We start from the raw sequence: 18927 nt of genomic DNA, 5'->3' as shown, positions 1-18927 counted from the left end.
CGGCATCGTATACCCCACCTAGTATTCTAGCTGATATATCAGCGATTCTTCGGATATATCGACGATTTTTCAAATATATCAGCGATTATTTCAATATATCGACGTTTCGACACGATATATCGATTTACCAACAAATTCCGACATAACGAAACTGAAGAATACCCGCGCGTAACTTTACATAAACAAAAAAAGACGACCGTTTCATAACAGTCGTCTTTTCCAATTTATTTCGGAGCATTTCCTACATATTGCGTAATATCAACGTTTAATGCTTGTGCTAAACGCATACCGTACTCTTGATCTGCACGGAAGAAGTTACATACAGCTAGTAATTTCGTACGTTCATTTACGTCTTTTAAGTCATTTGTTAAGTTTGCAATTAAGTTGTCTTGCTCTTCTTTAGAGAATGAACGGTAACGCTCACCTGCTTGTTTGAAATCATTTGGTTTGTCAATTTTTTCACGAGATACGTAGCCTTCTACTTTCATAGTTGAATCTCGGTAAGCTGGGTCTTCAACTGGATTTTCAGCATGACGGCTCGGTTCGTAGTTAATTGTAGATGGGTTTTGACCCACTTGCATCGCACCATCACGTTGTTGGTTATGAACAGCTGCGTATGGGCAGTTTACAGGAATTTGTAAGTAGTTTGCACCAAGGCGGTAACGCTGTGTATCTGGATAAGAGAATAAACGACCTTGTAATAATTTATCTTCAGATGGTTCAATACCATTTACAGTTGCACTTGGAGAGAACGCCACTTGTTCTACTTCAGCAAAGAAGTTTTTCGGGTTACGATTTAACGTCATTGTCCCTACTTCTATTAATGGAAAACGATCTTCTGGCCAAACTTTCGTTGGATCTAACGGATCAAAATCTAAAGAATCCGTTTCTTCTAGTTGCATCACTTGTACGTGTAAATCCCACTTCGGATAATTTCCTTTTTCGATTGCATCGAATAAGTCACGAGTTGCATGGTTGAAGTCTTTTCCTTGTACTTCTTGCACTTCTTTTGCACTTAAGTTACGTACACCTTGCTGTGGTTTCCAGTGATATTTAATGTAGACGATTTTACCTTCTGCATTAATCCATTTGAATGAATGTACACCGAAACCTTCCATTTCACGATAGCTTGCTGGTGTACCGTAATCAGAAAATACCCATGTCATCATATGTGTAGATTCTGGACTTAACGTCATGAAATCCCAGTAACGATCTGGTGTTTGAATATTTGTATCAGGTGCTGGTTTTAAAGAATGCACCATATCAGGGAATTTAATTGCATCACGAATGAAGAAGACTGGTAAATGGTTACCTACAATATCGTAATTTCCTTCTTCTGTATAAAATTTAACAGCGAAACCGCGTGGATCACGTGCTGTTTCAGGAGAACCTTGACCATGAATAACCGTTGAAAAACGAACAAACACAGGTGTTTCAGTTCCTTCATTTTGTAAAAATGCTGCTTTCGTATATTTCTTCATGCTGTTTTTCGTTACGAATACACCGTGAGCACCTGCACCACGTGCATGCACAACACGCTCTGGAATACGTTCACGATCAAAGTGAGCTAGTTTTTCTACTAAATGATAGTCTTCTAATAATACTGGTCCACGGCGACCAGCTGTACGAGAATTTTGGTTATCTCCGACCGGAGCACCTTGGTTTGTTGTTAAGCGATTATTTGGATTCATCTAGGGGGATCCTCCTCTTTCTTTCATAGTAATTATTATTTATTTAAAATTATTATAAATTAATTATTATTCAAAATTAGTTCTTTGTCAACTATTTCTTTCATTTTTCTGGAAACAATTGTAGCTAAACATTCAATAAATGTAGATTGTGCATTCGGCATATTTGGTCTAAAATACGCAGCATTTAATTCATCCGTCACAACTTTACACTCGTAATCGTTGTCATATAAAACTTCTAAATGCTCTGCCACAAAACCAACTGGGCAATATATGAAAGATTTATATCTATGCTCTTCAAATAAATCTCTCGTTAAATCTTGCACATCCGGTCCAATCCATGGATCAGGTGTATTTCCGGCACTTTGCCAACCAATTGTATAGTTTTGGATGTTTGCAGCTGCTGCGATTAAATCCGCTGTATGCTGCAATTGCTCCACATAAGGATCACCTACTGCAATAATTTTTTCTGGTAAACTATGCGCTGAAAAAATTACGACCGCTTTCTCTTTATCTTCAATTTTTGTAAATGTTTCTTTTATTTGATCTGCCCAATACGAAATAAATTTCGGTTCATCATACCATTGTTTAATTGGTTCAATAACAGGACCACCTATTTCCTCCGAAAGACGAATTGCACGCTCGTTATATGCCTTAATGCTAAAGGTAGAATAATGCGGCGCTAATACGATACTAATCGCTTGCTCAATTCCATCGCACTTCATCTCTTCTACTGCATCTTCTATAAACGGAGCAGTATGTTTTAAGCCTAAGTAACAATTAAATTCATACTCTGTAAACATATTATTCATTGAGTCTGTTAATTTATGCGCTTGCTCTTTCGTAATTTTTGCAAGCGGTGAAATTCCGCCAATTGCTTTATAGCGCCCAATTAAATCTTGGAGCGCTTCTTCGGATGGCTTACGCCCATGACGAATATGTGTATAATATGCCTCTACTTCATCTAATGAATCCGGCGTTCCATACGCCATTACGAGTAAACCCATTTTTTTCTTTTTCATCTATATAACACCTCAATTTTATAAAGTGAAACTTTAATCAGTGGGGATGTTCTTCATCCCCCACTGATTATTAGTTGAACCAATCGGACTTTTATGGGCAGTTGATCCCCCACCTAAATTCTTTTCTTTCGCTGAATTTTGAGGTGGGGGTCTTACTGCCCATTAAAGCGGGATAAATGAGAATCTTTTTCAAGAACATTTGTTTCCAATTATAACAACTAATAATAAGTCCGTAAAGATAATTATTCTAAATAAGTATTTTTTCTAATATGATTTTGAATTTTATATGACAATTTATTTAATAAAAAGCGACTTACTTATAAAGTAAGTCGCTTTTCTCCTATTCTTTAATATTTACTCCATATTCTTTAAACCAAACGTGAATTTGTGCTAAATGAGCTAAAAGTTGTGGCCCAGTCATTAATTGACCATACCATGGCGTTTGGAATGCACTGCCGCCTGACTCAATTAATCCACTCAGCTGTTCTTTATCAAATAGCTCGTGTAAAATCGAGCCTTTATCTGTTAATAAATCTTGTATCCATACTGTTACTGCTTTCGTATAGTGCGGATTATGTGTTTTTGGATACGGGCTCTTCTTTCTATATAATATCTCATTTGGAAGTAACCCTTCTAACGCTTTACGCAATAGACCTTTTTCGCGGTTTTTATACATTTTCATTTCCCAAGGAATATTCCACGCATATTCGACAAGACGATGATCTGCAAATGGAACGCGTACTTCTAAGCTCGCCCCCATACTCATACGGTCTTTTCTGTCTAATAATGTTGTCATAAACCATACCATATTTAAATAAAATAATTGTCGTCTCTTTGCTTCAACTGGGCTTTCTCCCTCTAAAATAGGAACTTCTTGAATGGACTCTTCATAGCGCCGCTGTACATATTGTTGTAAATTTAATTTATTTCTCCATTCTTTCTTTAGCAATTGTTCACGCGCTTCTGTAGAACGCATCCACGGAAATGCGCTCGATTGTAAATCATCTTCTCTATAAAACCACGGATAACCACCAAATATTTCATCTGCACATTCCCCAGATAAACCGACGACAAAATCTTGTTTAATTTCGCGGCAAAACCATAATAATGACGAATCGATATCTGCCATACCAGGCAAATCACGAACGAGTACTGCTTCTGTTAAATACTGCGCTAATTGTTCATTTGAAATGACGCAGCGATGATGGATCGTTTGAAACGTCTCCGTCATCAAATGAATAAATGGTGCATCTGAATTTGGCTGAAACGCATTTGCTTTAAAGTATTTGTCATTATCTTCGTAATCAACCGAATACGTGTGTAATTGACCTTTTCCCAATCTTTCGTATTCTTTCGCAGCAATTGCTGTTATAGCGCTTGAATCTACACCGCCTGATAAAAAAGTGCATAATGGTACATCAGAAACGAGCTGCCTTGTAATCGAATCTTGTAATAAAAAGCGTGTTTTTTCTACTGTTTCTTCAAAGGAATCTTCATGCTTTTTACTTTCTACATTCCAATATCTCCATATGCATAAACCGTTCTTTGAAAATGTCATCGCATGACCTGGACGTAATTCTTTTATACCAGCATATATACCGTGACCAGGCGTTCTAGATGGTCCAAGGCCGAATATTTCAGATAATCCTTCTAACGTCACTTCCGCCTTCACATCTGGATGCACCAATATCGCTTTTAACTCTGAACCAAATAGTAATCGCCCACTGTCATATTTATAAAATAGTGGTTTTACCCCTAATCGATCACGCGCAATAAACACTTGTTCTTTCTGTTCATCCCATACAGCAAACGCATATATACCGTTTAAATGATCGACACATTCTTCTTTCCATTCGATATAAGAAGCTAACAATACTTCCGTATCAGAGTGACCTTTGAACGTATATCCTCTTCTTAATAGTTCCTTTCGAATATCTTCCGTGTTATAAAGTTCGCCGTTATAGCAAATTGCATAATTTGCTTCATCTTTTAAACAAGTCATCGGCTGTTTACCACCTTCAGGATCAACAACGATTAACCGTTTATGCCCAAATGCGACATTGCCTTTAATCCAAACTTTATTATCATCTGGGCCACGCTTCGCTAACGTCTCAGCCATCTTCGTAACGATGTCCCGTTCTCCTTCTAATGAGCGTTTATAATCCACCCATCCTGTAATCCCGCACATATAAATCATCCTTCCATCTTATTTCTTTTCTTGAACGTACAGTAACCCCACTCTAAAAGTGCGGATCAAAAAAAATGACAAACTTGACGATAACCTACTATCCACATATGGAATAGCATTTTCACTCAGTAAAACGTGTTTTATTGTATGCCCGCCTATGTCCGGATGTGTCTAGTTATAAAGAATGCACGAACTGTCTATAACAGAAATAACTACTTTTCATAAAGGAGAAATCGTGTATGATACAACGTAAACATATTTTATATAACCAGCCCCGCGCTCATACAGTCGGTAATGTAGAATATATAAACAATGAATGGGTATTCTTTGATGATGAAAATGAGGAAGCATTTTTATTAGAAGATATTGCCGGTGATGGCTTTGAAATTTTATATAACAACAACTGGCTACCAGCTCGTTTCTATGAACAAGATATATTACAAATCGCCAACGAACAGCACCACCTGCAAAACGGGGAAATGATACGAATTCGAAAAAAATTACTTCTTAGTTATACGGAATGGCTTGAGGAGTTACCTGACTCTGTCTTTGCCTTATTAACAGAGGCATTGCAATCACTTCATTACTCTTTATATGATTGCATGTATTGTCATAATTATTTATCTTTCTTGCCGAAAGAAGAAGCATGCGAAGGAGTAAATATTCTTTTGTTTGATAACGAAGAGATGATTTGTACATTGCAGCACCATTTTGTTCGTCACGCTGCGTCAAATAAAAATATGTTTCGTTTTACGAAAGTAAACGGAGAAGAGTTTCATATTGATGCGACATAAAATAAAAAACCACCTTATCTCCCAAGTTTTTGAGATTATAAGGTGGTTTTATTTTTATTTGAACACGTACCAGTTAATTGGTAATTTCAATCCAAGATAAATTACCGCGACAAGCGAAACAATAAATAAGCCCCAAACCGCCCCTGTTGGTTTGTTTTTGCTCATTTTTACAAGAACCATTTCCATTCCGCCGATAACTAAAATACCAGCTAACATTTTCATGCCGTACCACATGTGCATGCTACCTGTTGCTGTCTTCACAATACTCATGTACAACATGAAGCCTGACACAATAATTAAGATATACATTAGGCGAAGCCCCATATGTACACCTTTCCCTTTTCTTCCTGCTGAATAAAGTGAATACGCAACGAAAAATAAAATTAAACCTAACGCCCATGCTGTAATATGCATATGTACCATCGTATCCCTTACCTCCTCTTTTCACACTTTTTCACTCTATATGATAACATGTTCATTTATTTTCAGGAAATGTTTCGCTTTTTTACATTTAAATGATATAATATTTAGAGTATTTACAAACTTCTTGTAATAACAAAAGGGGGAACAATCATGATTCAAACTAAGGATATTATCGAACTTACAGACACATACGGGGCAAATAACTATCACCCACTTCCAATCGTTATTTCTAAAGCAGAAGGCGTTTGGGTAGAAGATCCTGAAGGAAACCGCTATATGGACTTATTAAGTGCATATTCTGCAGTAAACCAAGGTCATCGTCACCCAAAAATTATTAACGCTTTAATTGACCAAGCTAATCGTGTTACGTTAACTTCTCGTGCTTTCCATAGCGATCAATTAGGTCCTTGGTACGAAAAAGTTGCGAAACTAACTAATAAAGAAATGGTACTTCCAATGAATACAGGTGCAGAAGCTGTTGAAACTGCAATTAAAACAGCTCGCCGATGGGCTTATGATGTGAAGAAGGTAGAAGCAAACCGTGCTGAAATTATCGTTTGTGAAGATAACTTCCACGGACGTACGATGGGTGCTGTTTCTATGTCTTCAAACGAAGAGTACAAGCGTGGATTCGGTCCAATGCTTCCTGGTATCGTTGTAATTCCTTACGGTGATTTAGAAGCATTAAAAGCTGCTATTACACCAAACACAGCTGCATTCATTTTAGAGCCCATCCAAGGTGAAGCAGGGATTAACATCCCACCAGCTGGTTTCTTAAAAGAAGCTCTTGAAGTATGTAAAAAAGAAAACGTTTTATTTGTAGCAGATGAAATCCAAACTGGCTTAGGCCGTACTGGTAAAGTATTTGCTTGTGACTGGGATGGTGTAACTCCTGACATGTACATACTTGGTAAAGCACTTGGCGGCGGCGTATTCCCAATCTCTTGCGTAGCAGCAAACCGCGACATTTTAGGTGTATTCGAGCCAGGTTCTCACGGTTCTACATTCGGTGGTAACCCACTTGCATGTGCTGTTTCTATCGCAGCTCTTGAAGTGTTAGAAGAAGAAAAATTAACAGAGCGTTCTCTTCAATTAGGTGAAAAATTAGTTGGACAATTAAAAGAGATTGATAACCCAATGATCACTGAAGTTCGCGGTAAAGGTTTATTTATCGGTATCGAATTAAACGAACCAGCTCGTCCTTACTGTGAACAACTAAAAGCAGCTGGACTGTTATGTAAAGAAACACACGAAAATGTAATTCGTATCGCACCACCTCTAGTAATCTCTGAAGAAGATTTAGAGTGGGCATTCCAAAAAATTAAAGCTGTATTATCGTAATAATAGAGAGGTTGTTCTACACGTTAGGACAACCTCTTTCTTTTTATATTGATTTATACTAAAATTAAATTGTAATTTTCTGTATTTTAAAATCACAAAGGAGGTGCGATATGTTATTAAGATATGGCAAACATATTAACTATTTAGCTACATCTTTTCTTTTCGTTACATTCTTTGGCTTCCTACTTTCTGTAACATTGCTTAGTCACTACTCAACTCCCACTACATTCACACTACTGAAAGCATCATTTTGGACTACTGTTATTCTTACTATTATTGGTTTTGGACGAGAAAAAAGCGTACTTACGGTTATACTATTTGGCATTTGTACACTTGCAGTCATTGGTCTTTACACTTTTTCCGTTATCGATTACCTCTATCACCCAAGACCATAGAAAAGAGCTATCTTTTCATAAGATAGCTCTTTTCTTCACTTCACTACATTTCGCAAAGTACCAATTCCTTCTACTGTAACGACCACTTCATCACCCGCATGCAAAAACTTCGGTGGCGTGAAACCTTTGCCAACACCAGCTGGCGTTCCTGTTGCGATAATATCTCCTGGTTCTAACGTCATTCCTTTACTTATCGTTGAAATGATTTCTTCTATTGAAAAAATCATTTTATTTGTATTTGAAGTTTGCCTTACTTCCCCATTTACTATCGTTTCAATGTGTAACGCATTTGGCGCACTAATCATCGATTTATGAATTAAATACGGTCCCATCGGACAAAATGTATCGAAACTTTTTCCAAGGAAAAATTGTTTATGCTTCCTTTGAATGTCACGAGCAGTTATATCATTTATAATGGTATAACCAAAAACATGCTCAAGCGCTTTTTCTTTTTTTATTTGTTTCCCTCGCTTACCAATGACAATAGCTAGTTCTCCTTCATAGTCTAATTCATTCGTTGCGTGGGGATGACTATTAATTTTTTCATCCATTCCAATAACTGTCGTTGGCGCTTTCGTAAAGATCATTATATTTTCTGGAATTGACTCTACTCCGCCCATTTCTATCGCATGTTCACGATAGTTTTTTCCAACGCACAAAATATTCTTTCTCGGCCTTGGAATCGGTGCTAATATTTTCACCTCAGTTAACGGATAATACGCCGCCCCTTCATTTTCCTTCGCCCAATTTACAATATCACATATTTTTTCAAAACATTCGGTTCCTCTTTCAATACACTCTAACATTGTAATGGGGATTGTAACCTTTTCTCCCTTTTGCCTTTGCGCTTCTCTTAAGTGCAATACCTTTTCTTCCTCTTCATCCACAATACCTACAAATACCTTTTCTTCTTTTTTCGCCGTTACCAAACGCAATATTTCCACTCTCCATCCTAAAACTCATACCTTTTAATTGTATTCGCATCCGTAAGAAAAAAACCTTCTCATACACGCTAATTTTTACAATATTCTTCTCATACCCTATTCGTTACTTCTTTATCATTTGGCATAAAATGTAGAAATTTTACTTTTTTTAGCGAATGCATTTCTTTTTTATGAAGTTTTTGTATAATATGTACTACATATATACAAAAAATTTCATTTAGAGATGGAGCCGATTTCAATGTTTGAGCAAGCGATTGAAAAAAAACGTGAAAAAATGATTTATTTTGCTGAACGCTACGGAATGACTTCTCAAAAAACAGTGGATTGTAGCCAAGAACTGGACAGGCTCTTAAATGTAATTTGGCATGTACATACGGATGTTCACCCTAACCAAACACTCGATACGCACACGCAATAACGTGTGTGTTTCTTTTATTTCAAAAAAACACACATTTTATTGAAAACGCCCATACAATAATAGAAAAGAAAATTTTAAAAACGAAAGGTGTTTTGTATGCCAGCTATGGTCGGACATATTCGTATCGTCAATATTGGATCAAGTGGTATTTTTCATATTGGAGATGTATTTGCGATTAGGCCTATTAGTTATTCACGTGCTTTTGCGGGGGCCGGCTCTTTTAACGTTGGAGATAACGTTTCTGTCTACAATTATCAAAGCGCAACGACTGTTAATGATTCAGATGTCGTTGATCAAGCGATAATTGGTTCAACTTAAAGGGGGCGATTGTATTGAATTTTTATGTAAACCAAAGCATCATCATTAACAGTATTAAAATTGATAGCATTACAACCTCTTCTGTATTCCAAATTGGTACTGCCGGAAGTATTAAAGCCCTATCTAAATTCTCAAATACTGGCGGATTTACAGAACCCCTTCGCCCATTACAGGCAAAAGGACAAATTATTTCTATCAAACCATCAACTAGTTCTTCTTAAGACATCCTTGTCATAAATATATAGTAGGAATATATTTACCCTCCCTATTGAAAAGGAGGTTTCACAAATGAATCAAGATATATATACTTACTTACACCAACTTCAACAAGCTCTTCAAGCACAACAAGCGACCATTCTTAACTTAGAAGATCAAGTTCGTCAATTACAAGAAGAGCTTAATGAATTAAAAAGTCGCCCCTCCTCTTCTATAGGAAAAGTGGAATATAAATTCGATCAATTAAAAGTAGAAAATTTAAATGGCACTTTAAATATTGGATTAAATCCATTTTCAACAAAAGGACAACAAATTGAGGATTTTCAAGTTGACACGGAAACTTTGAAGGTCAATCCTGAAACAGATACAAACCCAGACTTTTACCAAGGTATCCTTCAGGAAATGCATCGTTACTTAGATGAAGAAGCATATAATCGAATTCTCCATTTTGAACAAGAAGAGAGAACGCCGCTCGATGAAATGTATCGACAAATGATGGTTGACGACATAAAGAAACAGATGGAGCATAGACTTCCTTATTATTTATCACAAGCACAATCACATGAAGGGATTTCAACAGATCCAGATTATTTACGAGATATCATTATTCAAGCTATGAAACATGATATCGACAAAGCCTTCCTCTCTTTTATTCAACACATACCGGGCAATTTCCGAAAGGAGTAAGTATGTATGAACCTTAACGTTGTAAACCGCGAGTTCAAAGTCGGACAGATTAAAATGAACGGTGTATCGTCGTCCGCACTCTTTTTAATTGGGGATGCAAATTTCCTCATTCTATCTTCTATTCTTGATACGCCGTTTGAAACTGTTACAGAGGGTCCATTTGTGCCATTAGTAACAGATGTCCCTCCTACTCCAGGTTAAGGAGACTGAGAAATTATGTTACATCACGTGTCTATTGTCCAAAATGTTTCTATTGTTTCGTTAGGGATTGCTGCCGTATTTCAAGTTGGGGATGCAAATCAAATGGAATTAAAAAGTAGAGCTCTTGCCGTTCACCGGGAATTCCCTTGTTATATAAAAGACGAAGGTCGCTTAGATGCATTTGAAATCTTTACAGATGAATACATTACAATCCCGAAACGAACGACAGATGTAAAATTAAACATTATAAATGAGTGTCCTTTTATTGAAGTGAATAACGTTGAATTACGCACACTTTTAAACTCTGGTGGATTTCAAATTGGAAATGTTGATTATGTTTTTAATAACTCTCGTATTATGCAAATTCGCCAATATATTACAGATGAACCTTCCGCACAATAATTCATATAGTAATTACAAAGTTTAGTAAAGTAGGTGGATGGTATGCCTTCTGTTGTTGGAAATCTCGTCGTGCAAAACAGTAATGGTTCTTTCAATTTAGGGGATTTTTATAATGTGTCTCCGAAAGAGAATACGAAAGCGTATAACGGATCCGGAGCTTCCAATGTTGGATTTGTCGTGAATACGTTTAACGGTGTTAGTGCAACAAATACGTTTGATTCTGATGTGGCCGATCAAGATCAGATTGGAACAGCGTAAAAAAAAGTAGGAGAATATCTCCTACTTTTTTTTTATTTAAATGATAACCCGCTCTCCTCCAAAGCCTTTCTAAGCTTTGGCATAGACGTAGGTCCCATACCATGCAGTTTTAAAATTTCTTTTTCACTATACTTTGAGAGTTCTTCTATCGTTTGAATTCCATGATGCTCTAGCGCGTTTCGTGCTGGTGATGAAAGAAGTGAAAGAAACCCTGTTTTAGGTTTCTTTTCTTTCTCACAAGCTGGGCAAGTTGGACAATCGCTACTTTTATAATATTCATGTCCTTTTTCACACGTTCTTAACGTTTTTTCCGTTTTCATTTTCAAGTCCCTCTATTCTTCAATTTTTACAACATGGTTGCCATCAAAGAAGTATAAACATTTCTCTTTCACAGGGTGTTGTAAGCTTTTCTCGAGCGCTTTTGCATATAACGAAAGTTGTACTTTATATCGCTCTTCTAAAATTGGTTTCGCTTGATCAAATCCACCTGGGAATTTTCCTGCAATCGTATCCGTTTTAAAGTCGATTAACGTAATACCGTCTTCCTCTTCGATCATGCAGTCAATAACCCCTTGGACAAGAATGGATTCCCCGCTCTCCCCTTGCCAATCTTGATATGCTTCTTCTGCTGCAAGCATCATCGTAAATGGTACTTCACGCTCAACACTTTTCGCCGCTAATACCCTTTTACCTAGGTCACTATCAAAGAATGAAATTACTTTTTCAATCGCAATTTCTTCCGCCTGCTCGAATGTTAATAATTCTTTATTTACCATTCCAGCAATTTGCTCCCGAATCACTTCTTCTGTAATCGGCTTCTTCAAATCAACATGCTGCATAACGGCATGTACTGCTGTTCCGCGCTCTGCATATGTTAATCCCTTTTTCTCCATAAAACGAGGACGTGTTTGAATTGGTGCACGTAATTTTTTAATAAAGGCATTATCGCTACCTTCTTCAGATTGATAATTTCTCTTTATTTCTGTAACAGATTGCTTCGCACGATGAGATGTCGCTTCCTCATATCCGTACTTCCACATTAATCTATCGTACACCTCTTCTTTCCGTTCACTTTGCAGGGGAACGGCCTTTTTCTCACGAAGTGCTTCTAACAATTCTTGTTTCTCTTCTTGAACCGGTTCTGGCGCGAGTAACGTGTTACCGTCAACAACTTCTACTTTCCAGCTCGTGTCGTAGTCATAAATTTCACCTGGAATACTTCCTTGTCCTAATTCAAGAAGCATTTCACTATCACGATGTCTATATAAGGAAGGTGCAATCCAGTCTAAATAACAAGATGCTCCGGCACGTATATGGTCTGGTAATAACCATTCACTATGCTCCCTCGCATCAAGCCATTTTTCCATTTCTTTATTTGCATCCTTAACTGTTCCAATTAAAATTAACTTCTCTTTCGCACGTGTTAACGCTACGTATAATACGCGCATTTCTTCCGCAATTAATTCCATTTTCATTTTACGCTTAATCGCAAGTTGCGATAATGTCGTATATTTAATTCGTTTACGAGGATCGATAAATTGTGAACCGAAACCGAAGTCTTTATGCAGTAAGAAACGTTTCATTAAATCTTGCGTATTAAAACGACGACCAAGTCCAGCGACAAATACGACTGGGAACTCAAGTCCTTTACTTTTATGAATTGTCATAATGCGAACGACATCTTCTTGTTCACCTAAAGCTCTCGCCGTACCCATATCGTCACCGCGTTCTAAAATACGCTCAATAAAGCGTAAGAAGCGGAATAATCCTCTAAACGACGTTGCTTCATATTGTCTTGCGCGGTCATATAGTACGCGCAAGTTTGCTTGTCTTTGCTTTCCAGCTGGTAAACCACCGACAAAGTCGTAATAACCTGTCTCACCGTACACTTTCCAAATTAAATCAGAAAGTGACTGTTGGCGCGCAAATTCACGCCATCCTTGTAGTAAGTTATAGAACCACTCTAATTTATCATGTAGTTCTTTTTCTTCTTCAAGCGGTGCTCCTTTTAAGAATGAGCTCATCACTTCATAAAACGAGCCTTTCTTCCCGTGAGCACGAAGCGTTGCAAGTTCTTCATCATTTAATCCAACGATTGGAGAACGAAGTACTGCTGCAAGCGGAATATCTTGCATCGGATTATCAATCACGCGGAATACGTTCATCATAATATTTACTTCTGTCGCTTCAAAGTAACCAGTGGCAAGGTCAGCGTATACTGGAATTCCTTGCAATTTTAACTCTTCCATAATTTGCGGTGCCCACGGCATGGAGCGAAGCAAAATAACGAAGTCACGGTATTGTACAGGGCGCATACTATCCGTTTTACGATCATACACTTCATAACCTGAATCAACCATCGCTTTAATGCGCTGCGCCATAAGACGTGCTTCAAGCTGTGCTTTTTCGACTTCTGCCCCTTCTTCTCCGTCTATTACCTCTTCTTCCGTTTGCTGAATGCATAGTAGTTCAGCCGCTACATCTTCACCTTCTGGATAGGTAGCACCTAGCTTTAATTCAGCGTCAGCATCGTAATCGATTTCCCCAACTTCTTCGCCCATAATTTGTTTGAAGATAAAGTTCGTACCTGCTAACACTTCATGACGACTACGGAAGTTTTTCGCTAAGTCAATTTTCATTCCGCCGCCTAATCCTTCTTGTGTGAAACGTTTATACTTTCCTAAGAATAATCCTGGTTCTGCTAGTCGGAAACGATAAATCGACTGCTTCACGTCACCAACCATGAATAAGTTTCCTTCACTCTCAGAATCTTTCGTTACGAATTTAATAATTGATTCTTGTACGAAGTTCGTATCTTGATATTCATCGACTAATACTTCAGCAAATTTATTACGATATTGAAGTGCTACAGCTGACGGCTTCATTTCACCATCTTCACTTTGCTCACTTAAAATTTGTAAACAGAAATGCTCTAAATCTGTGAAATCGACCATGCCTTTATCTCGCTTCATCGCTTGGAAACGCTCTGTAAATACTTTTACAAGTTGAACGAGCTTTTCTAATACAGGATGCATATCTTGAAAATCTCGTAAGAAACTTTCAGGTTTGCGACTAAATAGCTCTTCTTGTAATTTCTTCACTTCATCTTTCGCTTTATTACGAAGAGAGTCTACTTGTTTCACAACATCCTCGTTATAATCGCTTTTCTTAATGCGCTTTAACGTTTGCCACGATACGTTTTGCATCGCTTCATACACGCTTGTCCACGATTCACGAGCAGCTGATGATAACGTTCCAAGTAAGGCTAAATCTGCTTGCAGCGTTTCAACGCGAGGCGCTGGACCGTCAGGAAGCATTGCGAGTTCCGTCGCTTTACGAATATGCTGCTCCGCTGTTTCAAGCTGGAATCTTACATCTTCTAATAAATAAGAAGCATACACTAAATCTTCAATTGTCTTTCCTTCTACGTCATATGCTTCTACTAATTTATCGAGCCATTTTTCCGGATTTGGATGCGCTCTTGATTCTGTATGAAGCGCTAAAATCATACGTTGTAAATCATCGTCACTACGGTCACTCGTATAACGATCAACGAGTTCAAAGAATATCGTATTATCTTCTATTCCATACTCTTCTTCTAATATGTCATCTAACACTTCTTCTTTTAACAATTCATTTTCGGTTTGATTCGCAATGCGGAAACGAGGATCAACATCAAGCATGTAATAGTATCCTCTAATAACTTGTAAACAAAATGAATGGATCGTTGAAATGGAAGCTTTATTTAATAAGCTCAGCTGCTTTCGGATGTGCTGAGAGCCAGGCTCATCAATTAATACTTTTTCTAATGCTTCCCCAATTCTGTTTTTCATCTCTTGCGCCGCTGCATTCGTAAATGTTACAACGAGCAGGCGGTCGACATCGACTGGATTCTCTTCATTAATAATCTTTTTAATAATACGTTCAACTAATACTGCTGTTTTCCCTGATCCTGCTGCAGCCGCAACTAAAATATCACGCCCGTTCGCTACAACGGCTTTCCACTGGTCATCTGTCCACTGACTACCTTCTGGTTTTTTAGGCCAATTTTCTATCATTCTCCGCCAACCTCCTCTCTAATTTTCTCCATCGCTTCGCTATCTTTCATATCTTTTAGCGTACGGAATTGGTTATCTTCAAGTGATTCATCGAACTGACAAACCGATTTGAAGTTACAGAACGTACACGCCGCTTTATTTCCTTTTTTGTAAGGGGCAATATCGATCACACCTTCTGTAATGTCTTTTCCGATATTTTCAAACGTATGGTGTACATATTTTTGCAGGACGTTAAACTCTTGTTCACTTGCAATACTTGAACGCGCACTAAAGCTACCGTCTTTTTTCAGACCAGCAGAAATAATATCAGAGCTTCCTGTCGAAAGTTTATTATCCATTAAACGAACAACGTCAGCATCTCCTAATACGAGACCTTTCATTTTGAATTTCTTTAAAATTTCCTTTTCAATTTCTGCTTCAGATGCGTCACCTTTCACCTCAACAATTGGGTTATGAATGTGGAAATACAATACACCCGCTGGTGATGCTGTACCGCCTTTTTTCATCCACGTATGTGCATTTGAAGTAACAACATCTAAATACGTTAACATTTGAAGTGCCAATCCGTAATACACTTCCGTTAAGTCTAACGCTTTTGAGCTTGATTTATAGTCAATAATACGTAGGAATGTTCCATTTTCATCTTCTGCCTTATCAACACGGTCAATACGGCCAACTACTTCCATCTTTACACCATTAGGTAACGAGAATTCCATTGGCGGAAGCGATCCTGTACCGCCCATACCGAATGGTACTTCTAAATCAACTGGTACGAAACCACTCGATTTCGCGTGCTCACGAAGAATGATTGACGTACGGAAAATGATTTGTTGTAGTTTTTGTTTTAAATAGAAATGACGGTTTGAACTTAATAAAATTTGTCTTTGTAATAACGGTGCAATTTCTTCTATTACTACAGCAGAAAGATGCTCACACTCTTTTATTGATAAATCTGCCCAAGTACGATTTTCACGTAATAGCCTGTCTGCAATTCTCTTCAGCGCTGCATGGAAAAGCTCTCCGATATCTGGCGCATCAAGTTTAAAAATATCACGCTCTCTTAACGATAAACCGTGTTGCGCGAAATGAGCGTACGCACAACGATTAAATAATTCCATACGAGAAACGCTTCCTTTTATTTTGTCTCCGTATAAATCTCTACTTACAGCTGTACTTAGCTTTTGCGCACGATTTCGGTAGAATAAGCTTGATAATACGCGGCTACTTTTTTGCTTCCATTCATCTGAAGTAACGTAGAAATTATATACATCCCACCAAAAGTCTAAGTTGCCTTCAAATCCATATCGCTTCCACGTTTGAAGTTGCTGCATAACATATGACAACGTTACTTCTGGTGTTGCTACATATGAAATTTGTTCCGAACGTGATAAATCATTTACGTCGTTCGTAATAAATGTATCTTTCACATCAGGGAACATTCTTTTTATTTTCTTAATAAAGCTAGAAGCAAGTAACGTCTTTCCTTCCTCATCTGCAAGCGGGCATGAAATGTATAATTTCTCAGTTGCTCTCGTTACCATTTGGTACATAACAAACTGTTCTTCTAATAAAGTCTGTCTCGTCGTTGGTGCGAGTTCAATACCTGCAGCGCTAAGAACATCTCTTTCTTCATCAGAAAGCATACCTTCATCCATCGGTGCTGCTGGAATCACACCTTCATTCACTCCAATGACGAATGTTGCTTTCACATTTGATAATCTAGAACGATCAATATTCGCAATTAACACTTGGTCTAATGACGGCGGAATGTTTGCGAATTGGAGCGCCTCAAGACCTGTCGACATAACGTCTGTGAACATAGAAAGTGACATTTTTTCTTCGCCAAGCATCTCAACAAACGTATCAAGAAGACTCATTACTTCTTCCCATACTTGTTCATGATCTGTCGCAAATAAGAAATCTCCGCTCTCTTCTGCACGAATACGTAATGCTTCTAATTTTTTCGGAACGTCAAGCTCTTCTAAAAATAAGTAAACAGCTTCGCACATTTGCATAACCGTTCCCGCACGCTTCAGTCTTTTTTGCATACGAATAACAGGCGTTCTTACAACGTCACGCAATCGATTTATTTTCTCTTCCATTTCACGTTCACTGTCTGTCATCATCCCGTTCGTATCGTCAAGAGAACGATAGCGGCGATACATCCACGGATCTTCAGAAGTCCATCTTTTCCCTTGTACACCGTATGCTAAACAGTAGTTTTCAAACTCATCCATTTCTTCGCGCATCGTTTCTTTTCTTACGTCTAATGGATATAAAAGCTCTGTTTTCACGCAGCGAAATACTGCATCATAACGCCAATTCCCGCTAATAATCTCAAGTGCAGAACGAATGCATTCTACTAACGGATGGTGTGACATCGGGCGTTTTTCATCGATAAAGTGCGGGATATTATAGTCTGTAAATAGAGTCCGCATTACATCGTAATAACTTTCTCCGTTACGAAGAAGAACTGCAATATCTCGGTAACGATAGTCTTCATCTGCCACAAGTCTACGAATTTCACGAGCAACGCCTTCTACTTCAGCTCGTAAATTCGCGGCTGTATGAATCGTTACACTTGCTTCCCCGTTAAATTTCTCATTCGGACGCGCTTCATAATGAGCTTCTAAATGCGCTAATGCTGGAGAATGAAAACGCGGTTGTTCCATAAGCGGAATCGTTTTTTCAATTTCTATTTTCTCTTCACGCGCTACTTGTTTTATTTTTTCATACGTTAACGTCGTTTCATAAAATAAATCTAGTTCATTTACTGGCTGCGCTAACGTTTTTTCATCTATCGTTAATGTAATTGTCACTCTCGCACCGCAAATCATAAGCTGTCTTACAATTTCTAGTTCTTGCGGTGAAAACGAATGGAAGCCATCTATATAAATTTCAGCTCCCTTTACATATTCAGACTGCGGAAGCTTTTCCACTAGCAATTGCAGATAGTCTTCTGAATCTAAGTACTTTCCGATTAAAGCACGTTCAAAATCATCATATAATAACTGTAAATCATACACTTTATTCGCTAATAGCTTTTGTTCAGCACTGCTACTATGTGCATCTAATTGTTGCCACATTTCATATACGTTTGATGGCGTCACGTTATATCGTTTAAACTCCGCAATCATACTGCCAAGATGTTCAAAGAAACCATTTTGCTCCGCTGCTTTTTGGAATACCGATAATCCATCTTTACGAGACTCTACAATTTTACGAAGTAACATATGTACGCCCGCTTCATCAATGTGAAGACGACTCGCTCCGCCAACTTCTTGCAATACTTTCCACGCTAATCGTGAAAAACTAAAAACTTGTGCCCGAATAGAACCTCTAACATCCTCACTACCAATTAACGCCTGCTGCGTTTGGAATGTCATCTGTTCTGGCACAAGATATAATATTGTTTCCCCTCTTGGACGCTGCTTTAACTCTTCTTGCACTTCGTGTAAACAAAGTGTACTTTTTCCACTTCCCGCTCTACCAATCACAAATCGAAGTGACATGTAACCCCACCTTTCACTTACATAACGAACGTTAGTTTGCTACTATAATTGTATTATAGGAC

18 protein-coding genes are annotated in these 18927 nt (G+C 37.9%); 10 read left to right on the top strand and 8 right to left on the bottom strand.

The window, feature by feature from the left end:
* Positions 1–224: 224 nt before the first annotated feature.
* The 3 genes from katB to asnB form a co-directional block, all read right to left on the bottom strand.
* Positions 225–1691 (bottom strand): catalase KatB, encoded by a 1467-nt coding sequence (katB, locus tag ACTFSI_RS06005; protein WP_044792704.1) that lies wholly within the window; start codon positions 1689–1691, stop codon positions 225–227.
* 59 nt (positions 1692–1750) lie between these two features.
* Complete coding sequence (gene hemH / locus ACTFSI_RS06000; protein ID WP_242262044.1) at positions 1751–2710, bottom strand: ferrochelatase; 960 nt, start codon at positions 2708–2710, stop codon at positions 1751–1753.
* A 340-nt stretch (positions 2711–3050) separates the two neighbouring features.
* A complete protein-coding gene (asnB, locus tag ACTFSI_RS05995; RefSeq protein ID WP_197225622.1) occupies positions 3051–4898 on the bottom strand; it encodes an asparagine synthase (glutamine-hydrolyzing) in 1848 nt (615 codons plus the stop codon).
* Positions 4899–5137: 239 nt separating this feature from the next.
* Between asnB and ACTFSI_RS05990 the strand changes: the two genes are divergently transcribed.
* Positions 5138–5692 carry a DUF2777 domain-containing protein gene (locus ACTFSI_RS05990; protein WP_139896071.1) on the top strand — a complete coding sequence of 185 codons (555 nt, stop codon included), beginning with the start codon at positions 5138–5140 and terminating at the stop codon, positions 5690–5692.
* Between the two features lie 54 nt (positions 5693–5746).
* On the opposite strand, the gene ACTFSI_RS05985 is transcribed toward ACTFSI_RS05990, so the two are convergent.
* Complete coding sequence (locus ACTFSI_RS05985; RefSeq protein WP_000233504.1) at positions 5747–6115, bottom strand: YisL family protein; 369 nt, start codon at positions 6113–6115, stop codon at positions 5747–5749.
* Between the two features lie 150 nt (positions 6116–6265).
* On the opposite strand from ACTFSI_RS05985, the gene rocD reads away from it, so the two are divergent.
* Both rocD and ACTFSI_RS05975 read left to right on the top strand, forming a co-directional pair.
* Positions 6266–7456 carry an ornithine aminotransferase gene (gene rocD / locus ACTFSI_RS05980; RefSeq protein WP_000616655.1) on the top strand — a complete coding sequence of 397 codons (1191 nt, stop codon included), beginning with the start codon at positions 6266–6268 and terminating at the stop codon, positions 7454–7456.
* Positions 7457–7566: 110 nt separating this feature from the next.
* Positions 7567–7851, top strand: a complete 285-nt coding sequence (locus ACTFSI_RS05975; protein WP_197225621.1) for a hypothetical protein — start codon at positions 7567–7569, stop codon at positions 7849–7851.
* Between the two features lie 35 nt (positions 7852–7886).
* On the opposite strand, the gene ACTFSI_RS05970 is transcribed toward ACTFSI_RS05975, so the two are convergent.
* Positions 7887–8786: a fumarylacetoacetate hydrolase family protein gene (locus tag ACTFSI_RS05970; protein WP_044792701.1), complete on the bottom strand. Its 900-nt coding sequence runs from the start codon at positions 8784–8786 to the stop codon at positions 7887–7889.
* Positions 8787–9033: 247 nt separating this feature from the next.
* On the opposite strand from ACTFSI_RS05970, the gene ACTFSI_RS05965 reads away from it, so the two are divergent.
* From ACTFSI_RS05965 to gerPF, 7 genes are all read left to right on the top strand, one after another.
* Positions 9034–9213: an aspartyl-phosphate phosphatase Spo0E family protein gene (locus ACTFSI_RS05965; protein ID WP_000462851.1), complete on the top strand. Its 180-nt coding sequence runs from the start codon at positions 9034–9036 to the stop codon at positions 9211–9213.
* A 96-nt stretch (positions 9214–9309) separates the two neighbouring features.
* Positions 9310–9531 (top strand): spore germination protein GerPA, encoded by a 222-nt coding sequence (gerPA, locus tag ACTFSI_RS05960; RefSeq protein ID WP_001111188.1) that lies wholly within the window; start codon positions 9310–9312, stop codon positions 9529–9531.
* Between the two features lie 14 nt (positions 9532–9545).
* Positions 9546–9752 (top strand): spore germination protein GerPB, encoded by a 207-nt coding sequence (gerPB, locus tag ACTFSI_RS05955; RefSeq protein ID WP_001012508.1) that lies wholly within the window; start codon positions 9546–9548, stop codon positions 9750–9752.
* 67 nt (positions 9753–9819) lie between these two features.
* Positions 9820–10434 carry a spore germination protein GerPC gene (gene gerPC / locus ACTFSI_RS05950; RefSeq protein ID WP_001070747.1) on the top strand — a complete coding sequence of 205 codons (615 nt, stop codon included), beginning with the start codon at positions 9820–9822 and terminating at the stop codon, positions 10432–10434.
* A 6-nt stretch (positions 10435–10440) separates the two neighbouring features.
* Positions 10441–10635 carry a spore germination protein GerPD gene (gerPD, locus tag ACTFSI_RS05945; RefSeq protein WP_001052802.1) on the top strand — a complete coding sequence of 65 codons (195 nt, stop codon included), beginning with the start codon at positions 10441–10443 and terminating at the stop codon, positions 10633–10635.
* Positions 10636–10650: 15 nt separating this feature from the next.
* Positions 10651–11037: a spore germination protein GerPE gene (locus ACTFSI_RS05940; protein WP_000902334.1), complete on the top strand. Its 387-nt coding sequence runs from the start codon at positions 10651–10653 to the stop codon at positions 11035–11037.
* 42 nt (positions 11038–11079) lie between these two features.
* Positions 11080–11295 (top strand): spore germination protein GerPF, encoded by a 216-nt coding sequence (gerPF, locus tag ACTFSI_RS05935; protein ID WP_001141566.1) that lies wholly within the window; start codon positions 11080–11082, stop codon positions 11293–11295.
* A 32-nt stretch (positions 11296–11327) separates the two neighbouring features.
* Here gerPF and ACTFSI_RS05930 read toward each other — a convergent pair whose 3' ends face one another.
* From ACTFSI_RS05930 to addB, 3 genes are read right to left on the bottom strand one after another with little or no spacing between them, the layout of a single operon-like run.
* Positions 11328–11615, bottom strand: coding sequence for an RNA polymerase alpha subunit C-terminal domain-containing protein (locus ACTFSI_RS05930; RefSeq protein ID WP_000845836.1), 288 nt, complete (start codon positions 11613–11615; stop codon positions 11328–11330).
* 12 nt (positions 11616–11627) lie between these two features.
* Complete coding sequence (gene addA, locus ACTFSI_RS05925) at positions 11628–15353, bottom strand: helicase-exonuclease AddAB subunit AddA (RefSeq protein ID WP_197225620.1); 3726 nt, start codon at positions 15351–15353, stop codon at positions 11628–11630.
* Positions 15350–18865, bottom strand: a complete 3516-nt coding sequence (gene addB, locus ACTFSI_RS05920) for a helicase-exonuclease AddAB subunit AddB (RefSeq protein WP_197225619.1) — start codon at positions 18863–18865, stop codon at positions 15350–15352. The genes addA and addB overlap by 4 nt, the downstream gene beginning before the upstream one ends.
* Positions 18866–18927 lie beyond the last annotated feature (62 nt).

The sequence above is a fragment of the Bacillus cereus group sp. MYBK101-2 genome (genome assembly GCF_051918845.1).
Lineage (GTDB): Bacteria > Bacillota > Bacilli > Bacillales > Bacillaceae_G > Bacillus_A > Bacillus_A paranthracis.
Note: the sequence above shows the minus strand (reverse complement) of the source record. Positions and strands in the feature narration are given on the sequence as shown.

Bases quoted from the DNA above. Each gene is read 5' to 3' on its own strand.
- katB (WP_044792704.1), bottom strand. From the start codon at position 1,691: ATGAATCCAAATAATCGCTTAACAACAAACCAAGGTGCTCCGGTCGGA.
- hemH (WP_242262044.1), bottom strand. From the start codon at position 2,710: ATGAAAAAGAAAAAAATGGGTTTACTCGTAATGGCGTATGGAACGCCG.
- asnB (WP_197225622.1), bottom strand. From the start codon at position 4,898: ATGTGCGGGATTACAGGATGGGTGGATTATAAACGCTCATTAGAAGGA.
- ACTFSI_RS05990 (WP_139896071.1), top strand. From the start codon at position 5,138: ATGATACAACGTAAACATATTTTATATAACCAGCCCCGCGCTCATACA.
- ACTFSI_RS05985 (WP_000233504.1), bottom strand. From the start codon at position 6,115: ATGGTACATATGCATATTACAGCATGGGCGTTAGGTTTAATTTTATTT.
- rocD (WP_000616655.1), top strand. From the start codon at position 6,266: ATGATTCAAACTAAGGATATTATCGAACTTACAGACACATACGGGGCA.
- ACTFSI_RS05975 (WP_197225621.1), top strand. From the start codon at position 7,567: ATGTTATTAAGATATGGCAAACATATTAACTATTTAGCTACATCTTTT.
- ACTFSI_RS05965 (WP_000462851.1), top strand. From the start codon at position 9,034: ATGTTTGAGCAAGCGATTGAAAAAAAACGTGAAAAAATGATTTATTTT.
- gerPA (WP_001111188.1), top strand. From the start codon at position 9,310: ATGCCAGCTATGGTCGGACATATTCGTATCGTCAATATTGGATCAAGT.
- gerPC (WP_001070747.1), top strand. From the start codon at position 9,820: ATGAATCAAGATATATATACTTACTTACACCAACTTCAACAAGCTCTT.
- gerPD (WP_001052802.1), top strand. From the start codon at position 10,441: ATGAACCTTAACGTTGTAAACCGCGAGTTCAAAGTCGGACAGATTAAA.
- ACTFSI_RS05940 (WP_000902334.1), top strand. From the start codon at position 10,651: ATGTTACATCACGTGTCTATTGTCCAAAATGTTTCTATTGTTTCGTTA.
- gerPF (WP_001141566.1), top strand. From the start codon at position 11,080: ATGCCTTCTGTTGTTGGAAATCTCGTCGTGCAAAACAGTAATGGTTCT.
- ACTFSI_RS05930 (WP_000845836.1), bottom strand. From the start codon at position 11,615: ATGAAAACGGAAAAAACGTTAAGAACGTGTGAAAAAGGACATGAATAT.
- addA (WP_197225620.1), bottom strand. From the start codon at position 15,353: ATGATAGAAAATTGGCCTAAAAAACCAGAAGGTAGTCAGTGGACAGAT.
- addB (WP_197225619.1), bottom strand. From the start codon at position 18,865: ATGTCACTTCGATTTGTGATTGGTAGAGCGGGAAGTGGAAAAAGTACA.